The sequence below is a fragment of the Alteromonas sp. W364 genome, from assembly GCF_031846205.1.
Classification (GTDB): domain Bacteria; phylum Pseudomonadota; class Gammaproteobacteria; order Enterobacterales; family Alteromonadaceae; genus Glaciecola; species Glaciecola blandensis.
The window spans coordinates 370,214-387,493 of sequence record NZ_JAVRID010000004.1; the positions used below are offsets into that span (position 1 = coordinate 370,214).

Here is a 17,280-nt window from a genome sequence, read left to right on the forward strand (position 1 = left end):
GAATTCCTTAATCTTCTATGTTCAATACAATTCGAGGCTTAGCTGAACTGCATGGTTAATCTCTTATAAAATGTGTTTATTCTGCTTTGAATGAATGCAAGCGTTGTGTCGCTGTGACGAGATCCTTCTCGATGAGTATTTCAGTACAGCGTATAGCTTCATCAATTGCAGCGTCAATTTTTTCCTGCTCAGCTTGCGAGGCTTTTCCCAACACATGACCGGTAACTTTACCTTTATGGCCTGGGTGGCCGATACCTATGCGTAATCTTAAGAATTCACGCTGATTGGCAAGCTTCGCCACGATATCTCGAATACCGTTTTGCGTTGAGCTACCACCCACTTTGAATTTGGCAATGCCTGGTTCAAAATCAAGCTCGTCAAATGCAACCAAAAGTTGGGTGTAATCAATCTTATAAAAATTAGCTAATGCACCTACGGCTTGGCCACTTTTATTCATAAATGTGGTAGGGATAAGTAGACGAATGTCTTGTCCATGAAGCGTAAAACGGCCGGTGTAGCCAAAAAACTTACTTTCAAACTTCAACGGGCAGTTGAATCTTGAAGCTAAGCTCTCAACAAACATTGCTCCCGCATTGTGTCGAGTATTTTGATATTCGGGGCCTGGATTACCCAGGCCCACGATTAGACGAATGTCAGACAAGCTGATTATTCCTCAGTAGCCTCTTCTTCACCGCCTTCTTCAGCAGCTTCCTCTTCTACACTTGGACCTTTCGCAGTCTTAATAGTAACAACAGCTAAGTCGTGTGACTCACCTTTTGTTAACTCTACAGACTCAACGCCTTTAGGTAGGGTAAGGTCAGAAATGTGAAGTGTTTGACCTAGCGCAACGTCCATCAAATCAACTTCGATGTACTCTGGAAGATCTTTAGGCATACAGGTGATTTCTATATCAGCCATGTGGTGTTCAGCGTGACCGCCTTCAGTTTTGATTGAAGGTGCAGCTTCTTCATTCATGAAGTGCAATGGTACGTTAGTTGTTAACGCTTGACCTGCAATTACGCGCTGAAAGTCAATGTGCGTTACTTTCGGCTTGTAAGGGTGGCGTTGCATATCTTTTACTAGTGCTTCTACTTTTTTACCGTCGACATTTATTGTCAAAACGTGAGAATAGAATGCTTCAAACTCTTGCGCTTGAATCACTTTGTTGTGATCTAGTGTTAAAGATACTGGCGCTTCATCGCCACCGTAAAGGATTGCTGGTACTTTGTCTTGATGACGAAGGCGGCGGCTCGCACCTTTCCCTAGGTCAGTTCGGACAGTAGCATCCAAATTGAAAATTGCTTCAGACATGTGATGTCTCCAAAATAAAAATAAATGTGATACTCAATTTTGCGACCAAATTGAGTGCTATTCCTTTCTTACACTGCGTGCTTTTGCACTGCAAAAACTGTAATAAAAGGAAGCCCTTATCAAAACGGGCGGCGCATTCTATCACTGAGGCTAGGAACACACAAACTAAAAATGGCTCATTTACCCAATTTACAAGTCCTGAGGGTTTATTTCTTTGTCGGCTGATTTTGCCTTAGAATCATCAATCACACGAACAGAGTTTACTTTAATCACTTCGCCGAATTGTGTAATGGTAATCATATTCGGTTTAAGTTCGCCATTTATTTCTAAAACAAGGCCGTCACGCATGTGCTCTTTGGGTATTCCCATTGGTGTATATTTTTTGCCGTCATTTGCAATAAACCCCATAAAACCACCTTCCATTTCTTGGAAGACTAAGGTGCCCTGAATAGTCATGTTTGCTGTTTTCTGATTTTCATTGAGGTCGTTTTTCAAGCTTAATTCGCTAATTTCTTTTTTCTCTGCCGCGCTTTCTTGATTTGTTGCACTAGATTCTTTCATATTTGATTGCTCTGTGCAGGCACTAGTGAAAAAGCATAAACTTAATGCAATCAAGACAGCAGTAGGGCGCTTTTGTTTTATCAATGATGAAATATGTGAATTTCTCATAAAATCTCCTTTTTATATCATTTTAGTGTGACCACTCTGGTAGCGTTCTGATGCCAAAACCAAAATCATCACCAATACTTTTAATAATGCGTTCTGGGCCATAGATTGAGCCAAGTTCGTCTTTTTTCCATTTGCACTTCAATATACTAGTGCCTTTGCGTAGTTCACCGTGCCAACGCAAAACCCATGCGTCTTTATGACGATATTCAGCCGCAATTTCCCAACCTTGTTCAATCAGGGTTTGAATGATGTATTCAAATCTATCGGTAGGAATTTCCTGAATAATGTTCAGTTTGTCACGCTTGAATTGGTATTCAAGGTATTTTCTTTTCATTTCGCGAATAAGGCTCATAAGGACTGTTTCTTTTTATTATTATCCTGAGTTACCTTAGTTATACATGCACTTAGCGCTTTGTGCAAAAAGAGACAAGTTGGGAAAACAAAAAAGCCGTTCATGTATTAAAACTGTTAGATCAGAATTCAATACATGAACGGCTCTTTATAAACGGTGGCAATATACCTCAAACATTGATGTTTGAGGCATATTTCGCTTACTTAATACTCAAACATTGCTGAGATTGATTCTTCGTTGCTAATGCGACGAATGGTTTCAGCTAGCATTTCAGAAAGCGTGAGTTGCTTCACTTTCTTCAAGGCTTTTATTTCTTTGCTCAATGGGATGCTGTCAGTAATGATGATTTCATCAATGACTGAGTCACGTAAGTTCTGTGCAGCGTTCCCAGAGAAGATTGCGTGTGTCGCATATGCAAATACACGAGCGGCACCGTTATGTTTTAGGGCTTCTGCTGCTTTTGCCAAAGTACCACCGGTATCGATCATATCGTCAACAATAATACAGTCACGACCTTTAACATCACCGATGATATTCATTACCTGAGCGACATTCGCTTTCGGACGACGTTTATCAATAATGGCTAAGTCTGTGTCATTCAATAGCTTTGCTGTTGCGCGAGCTCTGACTACACCACCAATATCAGGCGAGACAACAATTGGACGAACGAAGTCGCGTTGGAACATGTCATCTAACAAAATAGGCGTACCGAATGCATTATCTACTGGTACGTCAAAGAAGCCTTGAATTTGTTCTGCGTGTAGATCAATCGTCAATACACGATCAACACCCACGTTAGACAAAAAGTCAGCGACGACTTTTGCGGTAATAGGAACACGAGCAGAACGGACACGACGGTCTTGTCGAGCGTAGCCAAAGTAGGGGATCACTGCCGTGATTCGGCCTGCAGATGCGCGGCGAAACGCATCAATCATAACAATCAATTCCATTAGATTGTCATTTGTAGGTGCGCAAGTAGACTGGATGATAAATACATCGGAGCCACGTACGTTTTCATGAATTTCAACGCAAATTTCACCATCACTAAAACGGCCAACACTGGCGTTTCCTAGTTTGGTATATAAACGTTCGGCGACTTTCTGGGCGAGTTCAGGTACAGCATTTCCTGCAAAAAGCTTCATATCAGGCACAAGATATTCCTCAGTGCGTTATTTTGGCGGTGGCTGGGGTAGCAGGACTCGAACCTACGAATGGCGGGATCAAAACCCGCTGCCTTACCAACTTGGCTATACCCCAATATAGGTTTTAGCTTGTCAGGATTAAACGTTCACTATGACTTTCAATACCCATGGCTTCATGTAAACCGGAACGATTTACACCTTTAGCAATGAAAGCAGTATAAGAGTCAGGCAGCATGTTGAGTACTTTTTCAGCGTTTTCTTTCGCATCAAAAACAGCAAAAACACTCGCACCTGTTCCAGTCATCCGAGACGGTGCGTAGTTTACCAACCACTGTAATAAATTTGCAACTTCCTTGTGCATTTTCGCGACTAAAGTTTCACAATCGTTGTGCGTTTCTTCAAATTTATAATCTGCAAAGTTAATTTTGGGCGTATTTCTGGGTAAATCGATAGCAGTAAAAATATCTCTCGTTGAAACATGAATGGGGGGTGTTGCTACCAGATACCACACCGTTGGGATAGTTACTGGCACGAGTACCTCTCCGACACCTTCAGCGAATGCTGTGTTTCCGTGAATGAATATGGGGACATCTGCACCGAGTGCTAAACCTATCTCTGCTAGTGCGTCTAATGACAAATTGCATTGCCACGCTTGATTGAGCACCATTAATACACTGGCTGCGTTTGATGAACCGCCGCCAATACCGCCGCCCATTGGGAGTTTTTTGCGCACGTATAATTCACAGCCAGCCTGACCATGAGCATGAGCTTTCAATGCTTTAGCCGCTTTTACTATTAGATTATCCTCGTAAGCAACGCCCTGAATGGGGGTCTTTAACTCTATTTTACCTGATTGGTTAGCACATATTCCTATCTCGTCGCCCACATCTAAGAGCTGAAACAAACTCTGCAATTGGTGATAGCCATTGTCATAGCGACCATTAATGTGCAGAAATAAATTCAGTTTAGCGGGGCTGGGATACCAGTTTATTGTCGAGTCCACTGATTTACCTTAAATTTCAATTGTGTCTTTTTCTGTGGGTTCCGTACAGTAATGGCGTAGGGTAGCCATACACCATCAGTTTCTTTGTAATCCGAATAAGTGATTTCCCAGCCAAAACACGCGGCACAAACGGGAGTGAGGCGTTTCGGTAAATTGTCGGCGTTGAGTTCGACCAGATCTTCTTCGTTGGTTTGGCCTTTTATCCACTGTGGTAGATTTTCCAGCGGTAATATCCAACCAGTGGTGCGATAAATTAGGGCTTCGGTTGAGCTATCAGTATAAGTCTCACCGTCTGCTTCAATACTAGCTATTATGCCGTCGTAATTGAGATCCAAAAGTGTGACCCCAATGAGGTTGCTGAGTTTGAAATCAAATTCTCGCTCGCGTTGTTCCCAGTTGAGATAAGCGCTTTTTCTCTCGTCAGGCGTAATGACGGCTATCTTTCCGCTTAGTTCCCAGTGACTTAGCCAGCGCAACTTTTCTTGATTCGAAAGGCTATCGTAGTTGTCCGGGAATACGCTTTTTTGGGCTTGTTGAGGCGCTGTTTTACACGCAGCTAACATCAGGATAAAACCCAGCAAGACTAGCAGGCGATGTAGATGAAATGATTGAATAAGGAGAACCTCTGTTGTTAGTTTCGATATTGGCAGTCAGTGCTTGTGAGCGTGTGTAAACTCCTGCCGCCCTAGACTGTTATAAGATTATCAGTTTTACGCGATAAATCGACAAAAAATCTTTATTGGCTATTTCTTTCAATCATATTCGCTTTTTCGTACAATGCCGCGACTAAACTAATCTTGGCAAGCTAAACCGACTAAATGACCATCATTGCACTAGGCATTAACCACAAATCTGCACCGGTAGAGCTGCGGGAAAAAGTTGCCTTTTCTCCAGATAAACTTGCTCAAGCTTTAAAGTCCTTCCCAGGAACGACAAATGCAGAGCAAATGGTCATTTTGTCTACATGTAATCGGACTGAAGTGTATGCAAAAGCGACTAACAAAGACGATGCAATCGCACTGAGTCATTGGCTAGCCGATTTCCATCAAACAGGCAGTGAGTTAGTGCTTCAGCATTCGTATGTGAAGCATGATAACGAGGCGATCGAGCACCTGATGCGAGTTGCATGTGGCCTTGATTCATTGATTATCGGCGAGCCACAAATTTTAGGTCAAGTAAAGCAAGCATATACAGAGTCTAAGAATGCGGGAAAAATCGCCACCGAGTTTGAAAAACTATTTCAATCGACTTTTTCTATCGCCAAACGAGTACGCACCGACACAGACATCGGTGCGAATGCAGTATCAGTCGCATTTGCTGCAGTACAATTAGCCAAACAAATATTCTCACGCTTAGATAAAAGCCAAGTGCTTCTTGTCGGTGCGGGCGAAACCATTGAGTTAGTGGCAAAGCATTTGGTTGATGCAGAGACGAAATCAATCACAGTGGCGAATCGAACTTTATCTCGAGCGTCTGATTTAGCTGAAAAGCTAGGCGGGGAAGGGATAACAATCAGCCAGGTACCAGAGCACCTAGCGCATGCCGATATTGTGATCAGTTCAACTGCGAGTTCCTTGCCTTTGATTGGCAAGGGAATGGTCGCTACCGCTTTGAAGCAGCGTAAACACAAACCCATGCTATTGATAGATTTAGCGGTTCCAAGAGATATAGAACAAGAGGTGAGCGAATTGGACGACGCTTATCTTTACACGGTTGACGATTTGCAAAATATCGTTGAGCAAAACGTTGCGAATAGAGAAGTCGCCGCTCAGCAAGCAGAACAAATGATTGCCAGCAAAGTGCAAGAGTTTGCAAATTGGCAACAGCATTTTCAAAATGTCGATTTAATTAAGTCTTATCGTGAAAAAGCGCATGGACAAAGAGATGAATTGCTTCAAAAAGCCTTAAATAAAATCAATGATGGTGTGGCGGCGGAAGAGGCCATGCAGGAATTAGCATTTAAACTCACTCAAGCTATGTTGCATGGGCCCACAAAAGCGTTGCAGCAGGCGAGTAAGATGCCTAAAGAAACACAACTGAATTTACTGGCGAAATCCTTAGGTTTAGACGTGTCGGAAAATAGAGAAACAGGAAAAGAATGAAACAGTCAGTTGTCAGTAAATTAGAATCCTTAGTTGAACGTTTCGAGGAAGTACAGGCCCTTTTGGGTGACCCTGAAGTGATTGGTAATCAGGATAAATTCCGAAATTTATCAAAAGAATATTCACAATTAGAAGAAGTGGTTAAGCAATTTGGTGCTTACCAGAGTGCGCAAGAAGATATTGAGTCAGCGCTTGAAATGCTACAGGAAAACGATGCAGAAATGCGTGAAATGGCGCAAGAAGAATTAAAAGACGCTAAGGCAAAAGTGGAAGAGTTAGAAGTCAGTCTGCAAATTTTGTTGTTACCCACCGACCCTAACGATGACAATAGTTGTTTCTTAGAAATCCGTGCCGGTGCTGGCGGTGACGAAGCGGCTATTTTTGCGGGTGATTTATTCCGTATGTACAGTCGCTATGCAGAAACCAAAGGTTGGCGTTTAGAACTGATGAGTGCCAATGAAGGCGATCATGGCGGCTACAAAGAAATCATTGTTAACATCAGTGGTGATGGTGCTTATGGTGTGATGAAGTTTGAATCTGGCGGCCACCGTGTGCAGCGTGTGCCAGAAACTGAGTCACAAGGTCGCATACATACTTCGGCATGCACCGTCGCGGTATTACCCGAGATCCCAGAGTCTGAAGCCATTGAAATTAATCCAGCTGATCTCCGCGTCGATACCTTCAGAGCGTCTGGTGCGGGTGGTCAGCACGTTAACAAAACGGATTCTGCGATACGATTAACGCACATTCCTACCGGTGTCGTTGTAGAGTGTCAGGACGAGCGTTCGCAACATAAAAACCGTGCTCGCGCTATGTCAGTATTGCAAGCACGCTTGAATCAGATTGAAGACGATAAACGCAATGCAGAAGAAGCAAGTACACGTCGCTCTTTAGTGGGTAGCGGAGATCGCTCGGAACGTATTCGTACTTATAATTTTCCGCAAGGTCGAGTAACCGATCATCGCATCAACCTTACCCTATATAAGTTAGACGATGTCATCGCTGGGGATTTGGGCGCGTTAATGGAGCCAATTCGACAAGAGCACCAAGCGGATATGCTCGCGTCTTTGTCAGAAGAATACTAAGTAGCGTAGATGCAAACTAGTGTCGACATAAGCACACGTATCAATGAGCGCCTTCAACCTGGTGTCAGCGTTGATGATGCGCTCAAGCTCAGTAAACAAATTCTGAGAGAAAACCAAACTGAACTTGAGTTCAATGAACCTGACTTTGAGGCCAAGGTGCTCCTTGAGCATGCCTGCGAGCTATCTAGCGTTCAATTGATCACGCATGCCAACACGCGTTTAACAAACGCTCAGTTAAGCAGATTGAGCACGTGTTTACAGAGCAGAGTAGAGGGGCAGCCGATCGCCTATATCACGGGTAAACAGGCTTTCTGGACGCTCGAACTTGCCGTTTCTAAAGACACCTTAATTCCCCGGTCAGATACCGAAACCTTAGTCGAAACTGCAATTGGGTTACCCTTGTGCGAAAATGCTCAGGTCTTGGATATGGGAACCGGAACTGGCGCGATTGCGCTGGCGATAAAGTCAGAAAGAGCTAACTGGCAAGTAACAGCTTGTGATTTTAAACCCTCAATAGTGGCTCTCGCGCAAGACAATGCTAAACGAAACGGCATTGACATACAGTGCATTCTCAGTGATTGGTTTAGCGCATTTGAGCCAAGGCTGAACAGACCTGAAGAGCAGGCGCGTTTTGATTTGATCGTCACTAATCCGCCGTATGTTGAATCCGATTCTAGCTATTTAGAGCGCGGTGATCTGCGTTTTGAACCTGATTCTGCGTTGACATCGGGGCTAGACGGCTTGTCTGATATCAGGCATATTATCAGCCAAGCAAGCAAGTTTCTAAAAACAAACGCTTATTTGCTCATCGAACACGGTTTTGAGCAGTCGAAAGCTATACAAGAGTTGATGAACCAAGCAGGGTTTGTTGAGGTAGAAACAAAACAAGATTTAAACAAATTAGATAGAGCAACAATGGGTAAATTTCCTGGCTAGTAGGTTATAAACTCTTTGTTCTTATTTGTATTAAGTGGCAGTGACGAGCTGAACATGGGTTTAGAGCGACACTAACATTACAGCTAACACTACCACTAACAATAAAAATAAAAATGAAAGGAAGATAAAATGTATCAAATGGCAATGCACCTTCACGTAACGGCAGTAGTGATAAGTCTAGCTCTGTTTTCGTTTCGCTTCGTGTTAACGATAAAAGGGCACGGGATGCTCCAACAGAAATGGCTGAAAATTGTGCCACATGTCGTGGATACAGTGTTATTAGCTTCTGCTGTTTGGTTGCTTACCATGTCTAGTATGATGCAGGTAGATGGTTGGGTTGCCAGTAAAGTCATTGGTGTCGTTTTATACATCGTGTCTGGTCTTTTCGCACTGAAATGGGCGAAAAACAACCGTTCTCGCGTCATTGGTTTTGCCTCTGCCATCATTTGGGTAGGCTTAACTGCTTCTATTGCAGTATCAAAACAACCGTTTTCGTTTTTAGCATAAGTCATTAAAAGGTAAGTAATTTGATTTCCAATGTAAAAGTACAGAATATCAATGTCGACAATAAGACACCGTTTGTTCTATTCGGAGGCATGAATGTTTTAGAGTCTCGTGATCTGGCAATGAGTATTGCAGAGACCTATGTCGAGGTAACTAACAAACTTGGTATTCCCTACGTTTTCAAAGCTTCTTTTGATAAAGCGAATCGAAGCTCTGTGAACTCTTACCGCGGCCCTGGTTTGGACGAGGGATTGAAGATTTTTGAAGAAATCAAACAAACATTTAATGTGCCAATCATTACTGATGTTCATGAACCGCACCAAGCAAAGTCGGTGTCTGAAGTTGTGGATGTCATTCAACTACCTGCTTTCTTAGCGCGTCAAACTGACCTAGTAGTTGCAATGGCTGAAACAGGTGCAGTCATTAACGTTAAGAAGCCGCAATTCTTAGCACCTCATGAAATGCGCCATATCATTAATAAGTTTGCTGAGGCTGGCAATCAGCAAGTACTTTTATGTGAACGAGGCTCCTGCTATGGTTATAACAACTTAGTGGTTGATATGCTGGGTATGGACGAGATGAAGGCAATGGCTCCAGTGATTTTTGATGCCACGCATGCGCTTCAAAAGCCCGGCGGTAGAACAGATTCGGCTGACGGCAGACGTCAACAGGCGGCAGAACTGGCTAGAAGCGGAATGGCTTTGGGGATTGCAGGATTATTTATTGAGTCGCATCCAAACCCTGATGAAGCGAAATGTGATGGCCCATGTGCCTTGCCTCTCGATAAGTTAGAGGGATATTTGTCGCAAATGAAAGCTGTAGATGAACTCATCAAAAGCTTTGAGCCCCTAAATATTAAATAATTAGTAAACCCTAACGTTTCGAATAATGAACAAGGACAGACAATCATGATTGAGATGAGAGTACCCATTTTACCTGAGGATGCAGAGCAGGTGAAAGTGGTAACTATCCACTGTGAAGTCGGTCAACGAGTTGAACGAGAAGACGTATTATTTGAAATTGAAACGGACAAAGTCATCTTAGATATCGTGGCGCCAGAAGATGGCGTGATAACGTCGATCAATGTGGCAGTTGGCGAGAGCTTAGAACAAGAGTCACTCATTTGTGTGGTAGATGCTGACGAAGATACCTATCAAGAAGATGTTGACCATATACAAGCCATGATCGAAGCGGATATTAGCGCTGAATTGGCGGGCGAACCTAAACCAGAACTGGCAAGTGAAGCAGAGCTTGAACCTGAAGCAGAGCTTGAACCTGAAGCAGAACTTGAACTTGAATCAGAGCTTGAATCTGAAGCAGAACTTGAATCTGAGTCAGAGCTTGAACCTGAAGCAGAGCTTGTATATGAAGCAGCGCTAGAAAGCAATCCAGATTCCAAAGTAGAAGTCGCGTTAAGTCCAGAAGACGAATTGTCTCTTAATTCATACCTCAATGAAAAACGGGCATCAGCAACACAGGAAGTGCCTAACACCGCGCAAACTTCTGAACCAGAAGAACAGCCCACTGAAGCACCTCTTACTGAATCGAACGAGCGCATTGACCCAGTGTTCACGCTAGATGCAGAGACTGAACAAGCAGGCCAACAAGAGGCCCAGCAACAAGAAAGTACATCTGATGCACTGGCTGAAAATGGAAGTAGTGTTCCAGAAGTCATTATAGCTGAGGAAACAGATGCTGACGTTGAAGGACCTAGCGATTCAGACGCACAAACTGAAGCTGAAAAAACAGAGCGACAGGATGGTTTTGTTATCTTTATGGCAATGGTCGTTGCAGCAGGAATACTTGCGGGGGCTTATCACTACTTTGGATTAGGACCTCTTATTAAACAATTCATCGCAACATTTATGTGACCTCGCTTGATGAAACAGGCAGAAACAGTCGTTTTATTGCATGGTTTGGCCCGCAACGCCGGCTCGATGAACAAGCTTGCTTCCGCGCTCGAAAACGAAGGCTACCATGTTGTAAACGTCGATTATCCGTCCACTAAACACGACATAGAATCATTAGTTGATATAGCTATCCAGAAAACGATTGAGAAACAAGCGCCTGATTCAAAAGTTCATTTTGTTACACATTCCATGGGTGGCATTTTAGTTAGAAAGTTTTTACAAGACAACGAACTTGAAAACCTTGGAAGGGTTGTGATGTTAGGGCCACCTAATCAAGGTAGCGAAGTTGTTGATGCTTTAAATACCTTACCTGGCTTTAAAACCATTAACGGCCCGGCGGGACTGCAATTATCAGCCAGTGAAAACGGCCTGCCTGCACAACTAGGCCCTGCAAATTTTGAGTTAGGCATTATCGCAGGCTCACGCAGTATCAACTTAATATTGTCAACTATGCTACCGATGCCTAATGATGGCAAAGTGTCTGTAGAAAGCTCAAAGCTAGAGGGGATGGCAGACCATGTTACCTTGCCGGTTACACACACATTTATGATGCGAAACCAAAAAGTCATTGAACAAGTTTTATGCTTTTTGCAAAGCGGTAAATTCGTCCACTAAGTAAGCTTGATTTTTTTAATCGTGTCTTAGCTTAAACAACACTTTTTAAATTTCTTTAGACTACCACACGGGCAAAGTGCGTTTCGCTCCGGCTTGAGCTTGCCTGATTGTTCACCTTCCTTACCTTCACTGTAGAACCAGTGTCCGTCAATATGCTCGAAGCTAGAGCATTCGTGCATTTGCCAAAATTCATTAGCCATGCGGTATGTTGCAATGAATTCAACAGAAGCAGTTGTGTTAGTTGTTTGTGAATCGAGCACTCTTAGCTGCAACCATGTTGTATTTTCTGCACTTTGAGCAAGTTCAGCAATGGTTAACTCTTGCTGCTTTTTAGGGGTGTAAGTTGCCAAAATATAGTCATAGCGTGCACACGCGTACGCGCTGAAGCGTGAACGCATCAATTGTTCCGCTGAACCAGCGCAACGCTTGTCGATAATCGGTTCACAGCATTCCGCAAACGCTTTTTTACTTCCGCAGTAGCATTGCATGAAGGCCTCTTCGTAGAACATCCAAATTTTAAAAATTGAAGTATAAAAGATTGCTTAGCGGTTTGATAGCGGGCTAAAACTCAAGGGAGGGAAAGTGATCATGTAAAAACTGTTGTTTTATTACATAAACACAAAAAATGACATGATGAGAGCCCTGAGGTGCCTGTTGCCCGGGTTATCGGCAACAGGAATTGTTCATAACTCGTCCGATCAGTTCGGTTCATGTGCGCAATTGGTCTGATAGCTATATAAAAATGCTTCGATTTCCTTTAAAATCACGCTCCAGAATTTTGCGTTGTGTTTGAAAAAAGTCGCGTTAATTTTTGTTTTTGGATGAAAACAAACAACAAATTAGCTCTTAAGCAAACATTACTGCGCATGGCTGTGCTTTTGAAGCACATCTACTTTACGTTAACCAGCATTAGGAATTTTAATGACTACTGATACACCAAAGATTATCTATACAATCACAGATGAAGCGCCGGCATTGGCAACCCAGTCTTTGTTACCAATCATCAAAGCGTACACAGCATCTTCAGGCATTGAAGTTGAAACGCGTGATATCTCATTAGCTGGTCGTATCATTGCAAACTTTCCAGACTACCTGACTGAAGAACAGCGCATTGGCGATGCACTTGCTGAGTTGGGTGAACTTGCTAAGACACCTGCAGCCAATATCATTAAGTTGCCGAATATCAGTGCATCCATACCACAGCTTCAGGCGGCAATTAAAGAATTGCAGGCAAAAGGTTACGCGCTTCCAAACTACCCAGAAGATGCTAAAACTGACGAACAAAAAGCTATCAAAGCAAGCTACGCAAAAGTATTAGGTTCTGCTGTTAACCCTGTTTTGCGTGAAGGCAACTCTGACCGTCGTGCTCCTAGCTCGGTAAAACAGTACGCAAGAAACAACCCTCACTCAATGGGTGCTTGGTCTGCTGATTCGAAATCGCATGTATCACACATGGAAGCGGGTGATTTTTATGGTAGCGAGCAGTCGACTACTATTTCAGGTGAACAAGATGTACGTATTGAGTTTGTTAGCCAATCTGGCGAAGTGTCAGTGCTTAAAGAAAAAGTATCGCTATTAGACAAAGAAATCATTGATGCATCTTTAATGAGCAAGTCTAAATTAATGGCGTTCTTTGACAAAGAAATTAACGCTGCGAAAGAGCAAGACGTTTTACTTTCGCTGCATATGAAAGCAACGATGATGAAAGTGTCTGACCCTGTGATTTTCGGACATGCAGTAGAAGTTTTCTATAAAGATGTGTTTGCAAAACACGCTGAAACCTTCAAAGAACTTGGTGTTGACGTTAAAAACGGTCTTGGTGATGTGTATGCCAAAATTGCTAATTTGTCAGCTGATAAAAAGGCCGAAATCGAAGCTGATATCGATTCCGTGTATGCCGTTCGCCCGCCGATGGCAATGGTTGATTCTGACCGCGGTATTACTAACCTTCATGTGCCAAGTGATATTATCATTGATGCATCAATGCCAGCAGCTATCCGCGCTTCAGGTCAAATGTGGGGACCGGATGGTAAGCAGAAAGATACCAAATTTATGATCCCTGATCGTAATTATGCAGGTGTTTTTCAATCAGTGATTGAATTCTGTAAGAAACATGGTGCGTTTGACCCAAGAACAATGGGTACCGTACCGAATGTTGGCTTAATGGCACAGAAAGCAGAAGAATATGGTTCGCATGACAAAACCTTCACTATGTCAGGAGCGGGCACTGTGCGTGTTGTTAACACCGCAGGAGATACCTTGTTGTCACACGAAGTGGAAGAGGGGGACATTTGGAGAATGTGTCAGGCAAAAGACGCGCCTATTCAAGACTGGGTAAAACTTGCAGTGACTCGCGCTCGTGCAACCGATACGCCAGCTATCTTTTGGTTGGATGAAGACCGTGCACATGATGCGCAGATGATTAAGAAAGTTAACCTTTACTTGAAGGAACACGACACAGCTGGCTTAGACATTCAGATAATGAGTCCGGTTGAAGCGACCGAGTTTACTCTACAGCGCTGTGCAAAAGGTGAAGATACAATTTCTGTGACGGGTAACGTACTGCGTGATTACCTAACTGATTTGTTCCCAATCCTAGAGTTAGGTACAAGTGCTAAAATGTTGTCAATCGTTCCATTAATGAATGGCGGTGGTTTGTTTGAGACTGGTGCCGGCGGTTCAGCGCCTAAGCACGTTCAACAGTTCGAAAAAGAAAATCACTTACGTTGGGATTCTTTAGGTGAGTTTTTGGCTTTAGCTGCTTCCTTAGAGCACCTAAGCGTGAATTATGACAAACCTAAAGCAAAAGTGCTTGCTGATACATTAGACAGTGCAACCGCAAAATTCCTACAGGAAAACAAGTCTCCTTCGCGTAAGGTCAATGAACTTGATAACCGTGGCTCACATTTCTATCTAGCTTTATATTGGGCTCAAGAGCTTGCTGCACAAGATGGTGATGCTGACTTGAAAGCACAATTTGGGCCTATCGCGGAAAGCTTAACTTCACAAGAAGATGTAATTGTGACGGAGTTGAACGAAGCACAAGGTGTCAGTGTTGACGTCAATGGTTATTACTTTGCTGATGACGCTCTAGCAGCAAAGGCGATGCGTCCTAGCGCAACCTTAAATTCAGTACTAGCATCGGTATAATATTGGTAGTCTCGAGAGTATGACTCTCACAATGTTTTGTGAAAAGCTAAGTCGAGCGACTTAGCTTTTTTTTTGAGTCTCATGAAGAGATGAAGGGATAGTTAACTGTGGAAAGACCGTTAACTAAGGAGATCGCTTATATCCCAATACGTGCTGTTGACCAGTTGGGTTACGATACTGACAAAATGCGGATCTTCTACCGCTTTATCAAAACAAGCTTGGCTCAAATCAACGTTTCTTTGGTTTAGAAGGTTTTCTATCACTGGTCGTATAGAAGCACAGGTTTTAAACATGTTTCCATCAATAAAGAATTCAAAGTGCTCATCACCCTGTTCTGACTGATAGATAGGTTTTACACCCGCCAACCTATTTAGTTGTGCTCGGCTTCGCAGTTTGTCTTGAATTTCTTCTGCTGAATAGGGCTCACTTAAAGGTTCACAATCGGGTAGAGCTTGATGACTCAAGTATTGCATGATCGCTCGATCTGTCTCCTTAGATTCAAGCAGTTTTCGTAAACTAGATTTCAGTGTTGCTATTTCATGGGAGCTAACAGCGCTAGGCATACTATTGATGCCGCGTGCAAGTATGCTATCAGCATCAGTATATCTTTGTGGTTCTTTGATCTCATATGCATTTTCATCAATGAGCCCAGTGAGTAATTCGATATCGGTCGGCGCTCTAAAACCGATGCTGTAATTCATACACGCTTCAAGTGCTACACCATTGTGGGGATGTTTTGGAGGAATATATACAACATCACCAGGCAACAAGACTTCGTCAATAATTGGCTCAAAGCCCTTAATTTGTTTCAATAGGGGGTGAGGCAGCACCGTTTCATATGCATCCGGCAAACCTACTTGCCATCGTCGGCTACCGCTTCCCTGAATAATAAATACATCATATTCATCGATGTGCGGACCCACACCAGCCCCCGCAACGGAATAACTCATCATGACGTCGTCTAGTCGCCAATGCGGAATGAAATTCACGATGTCACTTAGCTCATCAATCTCGTCTATAAAGCGGTCAACACTTTGAACTAATAGGGACCAACTGCCGGTACAATGCTGCTCAAAGTCCTCTATTGGGCCCTGAACAACCGACCACTGGCCATTGTTATTGGACACAATTCTTGAGTCGACATCATCTTCCATGGCCAAACCTGCTAATTCATTTTCATCGATTAGATCGTTAAAGTCAGGAATGAAACCGCGAATAATGCAGGGTTTCTTTTGCCAGTAATCTCGAAGGAATACCGCTTGGTCTAATTGCTTCAGTATCATTTGTGCCCTAGTAATTTATAACTCGTAACATTACCTATGCCTTTTAACTCGACTTTCTGTTCTTCCGAGAATGCATAATGCTGTTTACTATACAGCATAGTTTGTGGACAGACTCGAATTTCGCCACCTTTAGCCGAAGACTCTAGTCGAGACGATAAGTTTACGCTATTGCCCCACAAATCAAAGGCTGGACGGAGTTTACCGATAATTCCACACAGTACGTTGCCACTGGCAATACCTATTTTTAAACGTAACTTGTTGTCACAGGCTTTTGCAAAAGTACTTTGCAACTGCAAGCTAAAATAGCAGGCTAATTGACTAATGTTGTAAGCATTTAGTTTCGTATTTTCAATACCAATGGCAGCGATATACTGGTCGCCGTTAGTTTTAATTTTAGTCACATCTAATTGGCTAGCAATATCATCAAACTCGCAATAAACACGATGCAAAAAGCTGACGAGTTCGGCATCAGACATAGATAAGCTAAAAGGAGTGAAGCCTGCAAAATCGACGAACAACACAGCACAATAATTATGTTCTACCACGTTAAGAGCACTTTTGTCCCTATTGGCTATATGTGAAATATTAGCTTGCATATTCATGGGAATGATTGCCTCAACCACTTTTTTTGTATGGATAAGTTCTTGTTTTGTCGTGGTGTTCTGATGAGTGAGTTGTCGTTTTACCCAAAAGCCGCAAACCAAAAAAGAGAGTACTAATACAATGGCATTAACGGTTGCTATATCGTCTGTAAACTCTGCATTAATGGGTGTGGTGAAGTCGTGAATAATTTGAAAATAAAGAAATAATCCACCGAGTATGCACAGAGTTACCCACATTGCTATTCGTTCTGAATCTTCAAATAAAAAGAGACAAACAAACAAACCGACGATGAAAAAATATTGAATGTGTAAATCTGCTTGCCACAGCAAGATAGCGGTGCAAAGGAAGCTTATGAAGCCACCAATGAGTAGAACCCTCGATAATGTTCGATGAGTGCTGTAAGCTAAAAAGCTAGCACTCATAAAGCACATTAGATGAAGTAGGAGACTTATCACCTGCGCTTGAATATCGATAAGCTCAGCTTGCCAAACTAGCTTAATCGATTGCAAGCAAACCATGCCTATAAGACACAGTGAAATGCATCTTAGCAAAAGACCATTGCTATGGTGATTAATCATTTTGTTCACAACACACTTCCTTGTGAGTCATTGTTAA

18 protein-coding genes and 1 tRNA gene are annotated in these 17,280 nt (G+C 42.9%); 8 read left to right on the forward strand and 11 right to left on the reverse strand.

Annotation, left to right across the window (positions count from 1 at the left end; all coding sequences use genetic code 11):
* Window positions 1–76: 76 nt before the first annotated feature.
* The 8 genes from pth to lolB all read right to left on the reverse strand — a co-directional run bounded on the left by pth (window position 77) and on the right by lolB (window position 5,040).
* A complete protein-coding gene (pth, locus tag RM556_RS08910) occupies window positions 77–661 on the reverse strand; it encodes an aminoacyl-tRNA hydrolase (RefSeq protein WP_311374396.1) in 585 nt (194 codons plus the stop codon).
* A gap of 5 nt (window positions 662–666) precedes the next feature.
* Window positions 667–1,311 carry a 50S ribosomal protein L25/general stress protein Ctc gene (locus RM556_RS08915; RefSeq protein ID WP_311360631.1) on the reverse strand — a complete coding sequence of 215 codons (645 nt, stop codon included), beginning with the start codon at window positions 1,309–1,311 and terminating at the stop codon, window positions 667–669.
* Between the two features lie 189 nt (window positions 1,312–1,500).
* The gene (locus RM556_RS08920; RefSeq protein WP_311360630.1) at window positions 1,501–1,980 is read right to left on the reverse strand and encodes a hypothetical protein; all 480 of its coding nucleotides are present in this window, start codon (window positions 1,978–1,980) and stop codon (window positions 1,501–1,503) included.
* 22 nt (window positions 1,981–2,002) lie between these two features.
* Entirely contained in the window at window positions 2,003–2,332 is a 330-nt protein-coding gene (locus RM556_RS08925; protein ID WP_311360629.1) for a hypothetical protein, read from the reverse strand.
* Window positions 2,333–2,535: 203 nt separating this feature from the next.
* Complete coding sequence (locus RM556_RS08930; RefSeq protein WP_311360628.1) at window positions 2,536–3,483, reverse strand: ribose-phosphate pyrophosphokinase; 948 nt, start codon at window positions 3,481–3,483, stop codon at window positions 2,536–2,538.
* Window positions 3,484–3,513: 30 nt separating this feature from the next.
* A tRNA-Gln gene (locus RM556_RS08935) sits at window positions 3,514–3,589 on the reverse strand.
* A 9-nt stretch (window positions 3,590–3,598) separates the two neighbouring features.
* On the reverse strand, window positions 3,599–4,477 hold the full coding sequence (gene ispE / locus RM556_RS08940) for a 4-(cytidine 5'-diphospho)-2-C-methyl-D-erythritol kinase (RefSeq protein WP_311360627.1): 879 nt from the start codon (window positions 4,475–4,477) through the stop codon (window positions 3,599–3,601).
* Window positions 4,462–5,040, reverse strand: coding sequence for a lipoprotein insertase outer membrane protein LolB (gene lolB / locus RM556_RS08945; RefSeq protein ID WP_311374397.1), 579 nt, complete (start codon window positions 5,038–5,040; stop codon window positions 4,462–4,464). Before lolB ends, ispE begins: the two co-directional genes overlap by 16 nt.
* A 255-nt stretch (window positions 5,041–5,295) precedes the next feature.
* On the opposite strand from lolB, the gene hemA reads away from it, so the two are divergent.
* The 7 genes from hemA to RM556_RS08980 all read left to right on the forward strand — a co-directional run bounded on the left by hemA (window position 5,296) and on the right by RM556_RS08980 (window position 11,629).
* A complete protein-coding gene (gene hemA / locus RM556_RS08950) occupies window positions 5,296–6,579 on the forward strand; it encodes a glutamyl-tRNA reductase (RefSeq protein WP_311360625.1) in 1,284 nt (427 codons plus the stop codon).
* Window positions 6,576–7,664, forward strand: coding sequence for a peptide chain release factor 1 (gene prfA, locus RM556_RS08955; protein WP_311374398.1), 1,089 nt, complete (start codon window positions 6,576–6,578; stop codon window positions 7,662–7,664). Before hemA ends, prfA begins: the two co-directional genes overlap by 4 nt.
* 9 nt (window positions 7,665–7,673) lie before the next feature.
* Window positions 7,674–8,600, forward strand: a complete 927-nt coding sequence (prmC, locus tag RM556_RS08960; protein WP_311360623.1) for a peptide chain release factor N(5)-glutamine methyltransferase — start codon at window positions 7,674–7,676, stop codon at window positions 8,598–8,600.
* 129 nt (window positions 8,601–8,729) lie between these two features.
* Window positions 8,730–9,107: a SirB2 family protein gene (locus RM556_RS08965; RefSeq protein ID WP_311360622.1), complete on the forward strand. Its 378-nt coding sequence runs from the start codon at window positions 8,730–8,732 to the stop codon at window positions 9,105–9,107.
* Window positions 9,108–9,127: 20 nt separating this feature from the next.
* A complete protein-coding gene (kdsA, locus tag RM556_RS08970) occupies window positions 9,128–9,967 on the forward strand; it encodes a 3-deoxy-8-phosphooctulonate synthase (RefSeq protein ID WP_311374399.1) in 840 nt (279 codons plus the stop codon).
* Window positions 9,968–10,012: 45 nt separating this feature from the next.
* Window positions 10,013–10,975 carry a lipoyl domain-containing protein gene (locus RM556_RS08975; protein WP_311374400.1) on the forward strand — a complete coding sequence of 321 codons (963 nt, stop codon included), beginning with the start codon at window positions 10,013–10,015 and terminating at the stop codon, window positions 10,973–10,975.
* Between the two features lie 9 nt (window positions 10,976–10,984).
* Window positions 10,985–11,629 carry an alpha/beta fold hydrolase gene (locus RM556_RS08980; RefSeq protein ID WP_311360619.1) on the forward strand — a complete coding sequence of 215 codons (645 nt, stop codon included), beginning with the start codon at window positions 10,985–10,987 and terminating at the stop codon, window positions 11,627–11,629.
* Between the two features lie 26 nt (window positions 11,630–11,655).
* Here RM556_RS08980 and RM556_RS08985 read toward each other — a convergent pair whose 3' ends face one another.
* Complete coding sequence (locus RM556_RS08985; protein ID WP_311374401.1) at window positions 11,656–12,117, reverse strand: YchJ family metal-binding protein; 462 nt, start codon at window positions 12,115–12,117, stop codon at window positions 11,656–11,658.
* A 433-nt stretch (window positions 12,118–12,550) separates the two neighbouring features.
* On the opposite strand from RM556_RS08985, the gene RM556_RS08990 reads away from it, so the two are divergent.
* Window positions 12,551–14,779, forward strand: a complete 2,229-nt coding sequence (locus tag RM556_RS08990) for an NADP-dependent isocitrate dehydrogenase (RefSeq protein ID WP_311374402.1) — start codon at window positions 12,551–12,553, stop codon at window positions 14,777–14,779.
* 119 nt (window positions 14,780–14,898) lie between these two features.
* On the opposite strand, the gene RM556_RS08995 is transcribed toward RM556_RS08990, so the two are convergent.
* Window positions 14,899–16,062, reverse strand: a complete 1,164-nt coding sequence (locus RM556_RS08995; RefSeq protein ID WP_311374403.1) for a JmjC domain-containing protein — start codon at window positions 16,060–16,062, stop codon at window positions 14,899–14,901.
* Entirely contained in the window at window positions 16,059–17,174 is a 1,116-nt protein-coding gene (locus tag RM556_RS09000; RefSeq protein ID WP_311374404.1) for an adenylate/guanylate cyclase domain-containing protein, read from the reverse strand. Before RM556_RS09000 ends, RM556_RS08995 begins: the two co-directional genes overlap by 4 nt.
* Window positions 17,175–17,280: the final 106 nt, after the last annotated feature.

What these genes read in the sequence shown, in the direction of transcription:
- RM556_RS08985 (WP_311374401.1), bottom strand. Translation starts at nt 12,117, where the DNA reads ATGCAATGCTACTGCGGAAGTAAAAAAGCGTTTGCGGAATGCTGTGAA.
- prmC (WP_311360623.1), top strand. Translation starts at nt 7,674, where the DNA reads ATGCAAACTAGTGTCGACATAAGCACACGTATCAATGAGCGCCTTCAA.
- hemA (WP_311360625.1), top strand. Translation starts at nt 5,296, where the DNA reads ATGACCATCATTGCACTAGGCATTAACCACAAATCTGCACCGGTAGAG.
- RM556_RS08920 (WP_311360630.1), bottom strand. Translation starts at nt 1,980, where the DNA reads ATGAGAAATTCACATATTTCATCATTGATAAAACAAAAGCGCCCTACT.
- RM556_RS08965 (WP_311360622.1), top strand. Translation starts at nt 8,730, where the DNA reads ATGTATCAAATGGCAATGCACCTTCACGTAACGGCAGTAGTGATAAGT.
- RM556_RS08915 (WP_311360631.1), bottom strand. Translation starts at nt 1,311, where the DNA reads ATGTCTGAAGCAATTTTCAATTTGGATGCTACTGTCCGAACTGACCTA.
- RM556_RS08975 (WP_311374400.1), top strand. Translation starts at nt 10,013, where the DNA reads ATGATTGAGATGAGAGTACCCATTTTACCTGAGGATGCAGAGCAGGTG.
- RM556_RS08980 (WP_311360619.1), top strand. Translation starts at nt 10,985, where the DNA reads ATGAAACAGGCAGAAACAGTCGTTTTATTGCATGGTTTGGCCCGCAAC.
- lolB (WP_311374397.1), bottom strand. Translation starts at nt 5,040, where the DNA reads ATGTTAGCTGCGTGTAAAACAGCGCCTCAACAAGCCCAAAAAAGCGTA.
- RM556_RS08995 (WP_311374403.1), bottom strand. Translation starts at nt 16,062, where the DNA reads ATGATACTGAAGCAATTAGACCAAGCGGTATTCCTTCGAGATTACTGG.
- RM556_RS08925 (WP_311360629.1), bottom strand. Translation starts at nt 2,332, where the DNA reads ATGAGCCTTATTCGCGAAATGAAAAGAAAATACCTTGAATACCAATTC.
- prfA (WP_311374398.1), top strand. Translation starts at nt 6,576, where the DNA reads ATGAAACAGTCAGTTGTCAGTAAATTAGAATCCTTAGTTGAACGTTTC.
- RM556_RS08990 (WP_311374402.1), top strand. Translation starts at nt 12,551, where the DNA reads ATGACTACTGATACACCAAAGATTATCTATACAATCACAGATGAAGCG.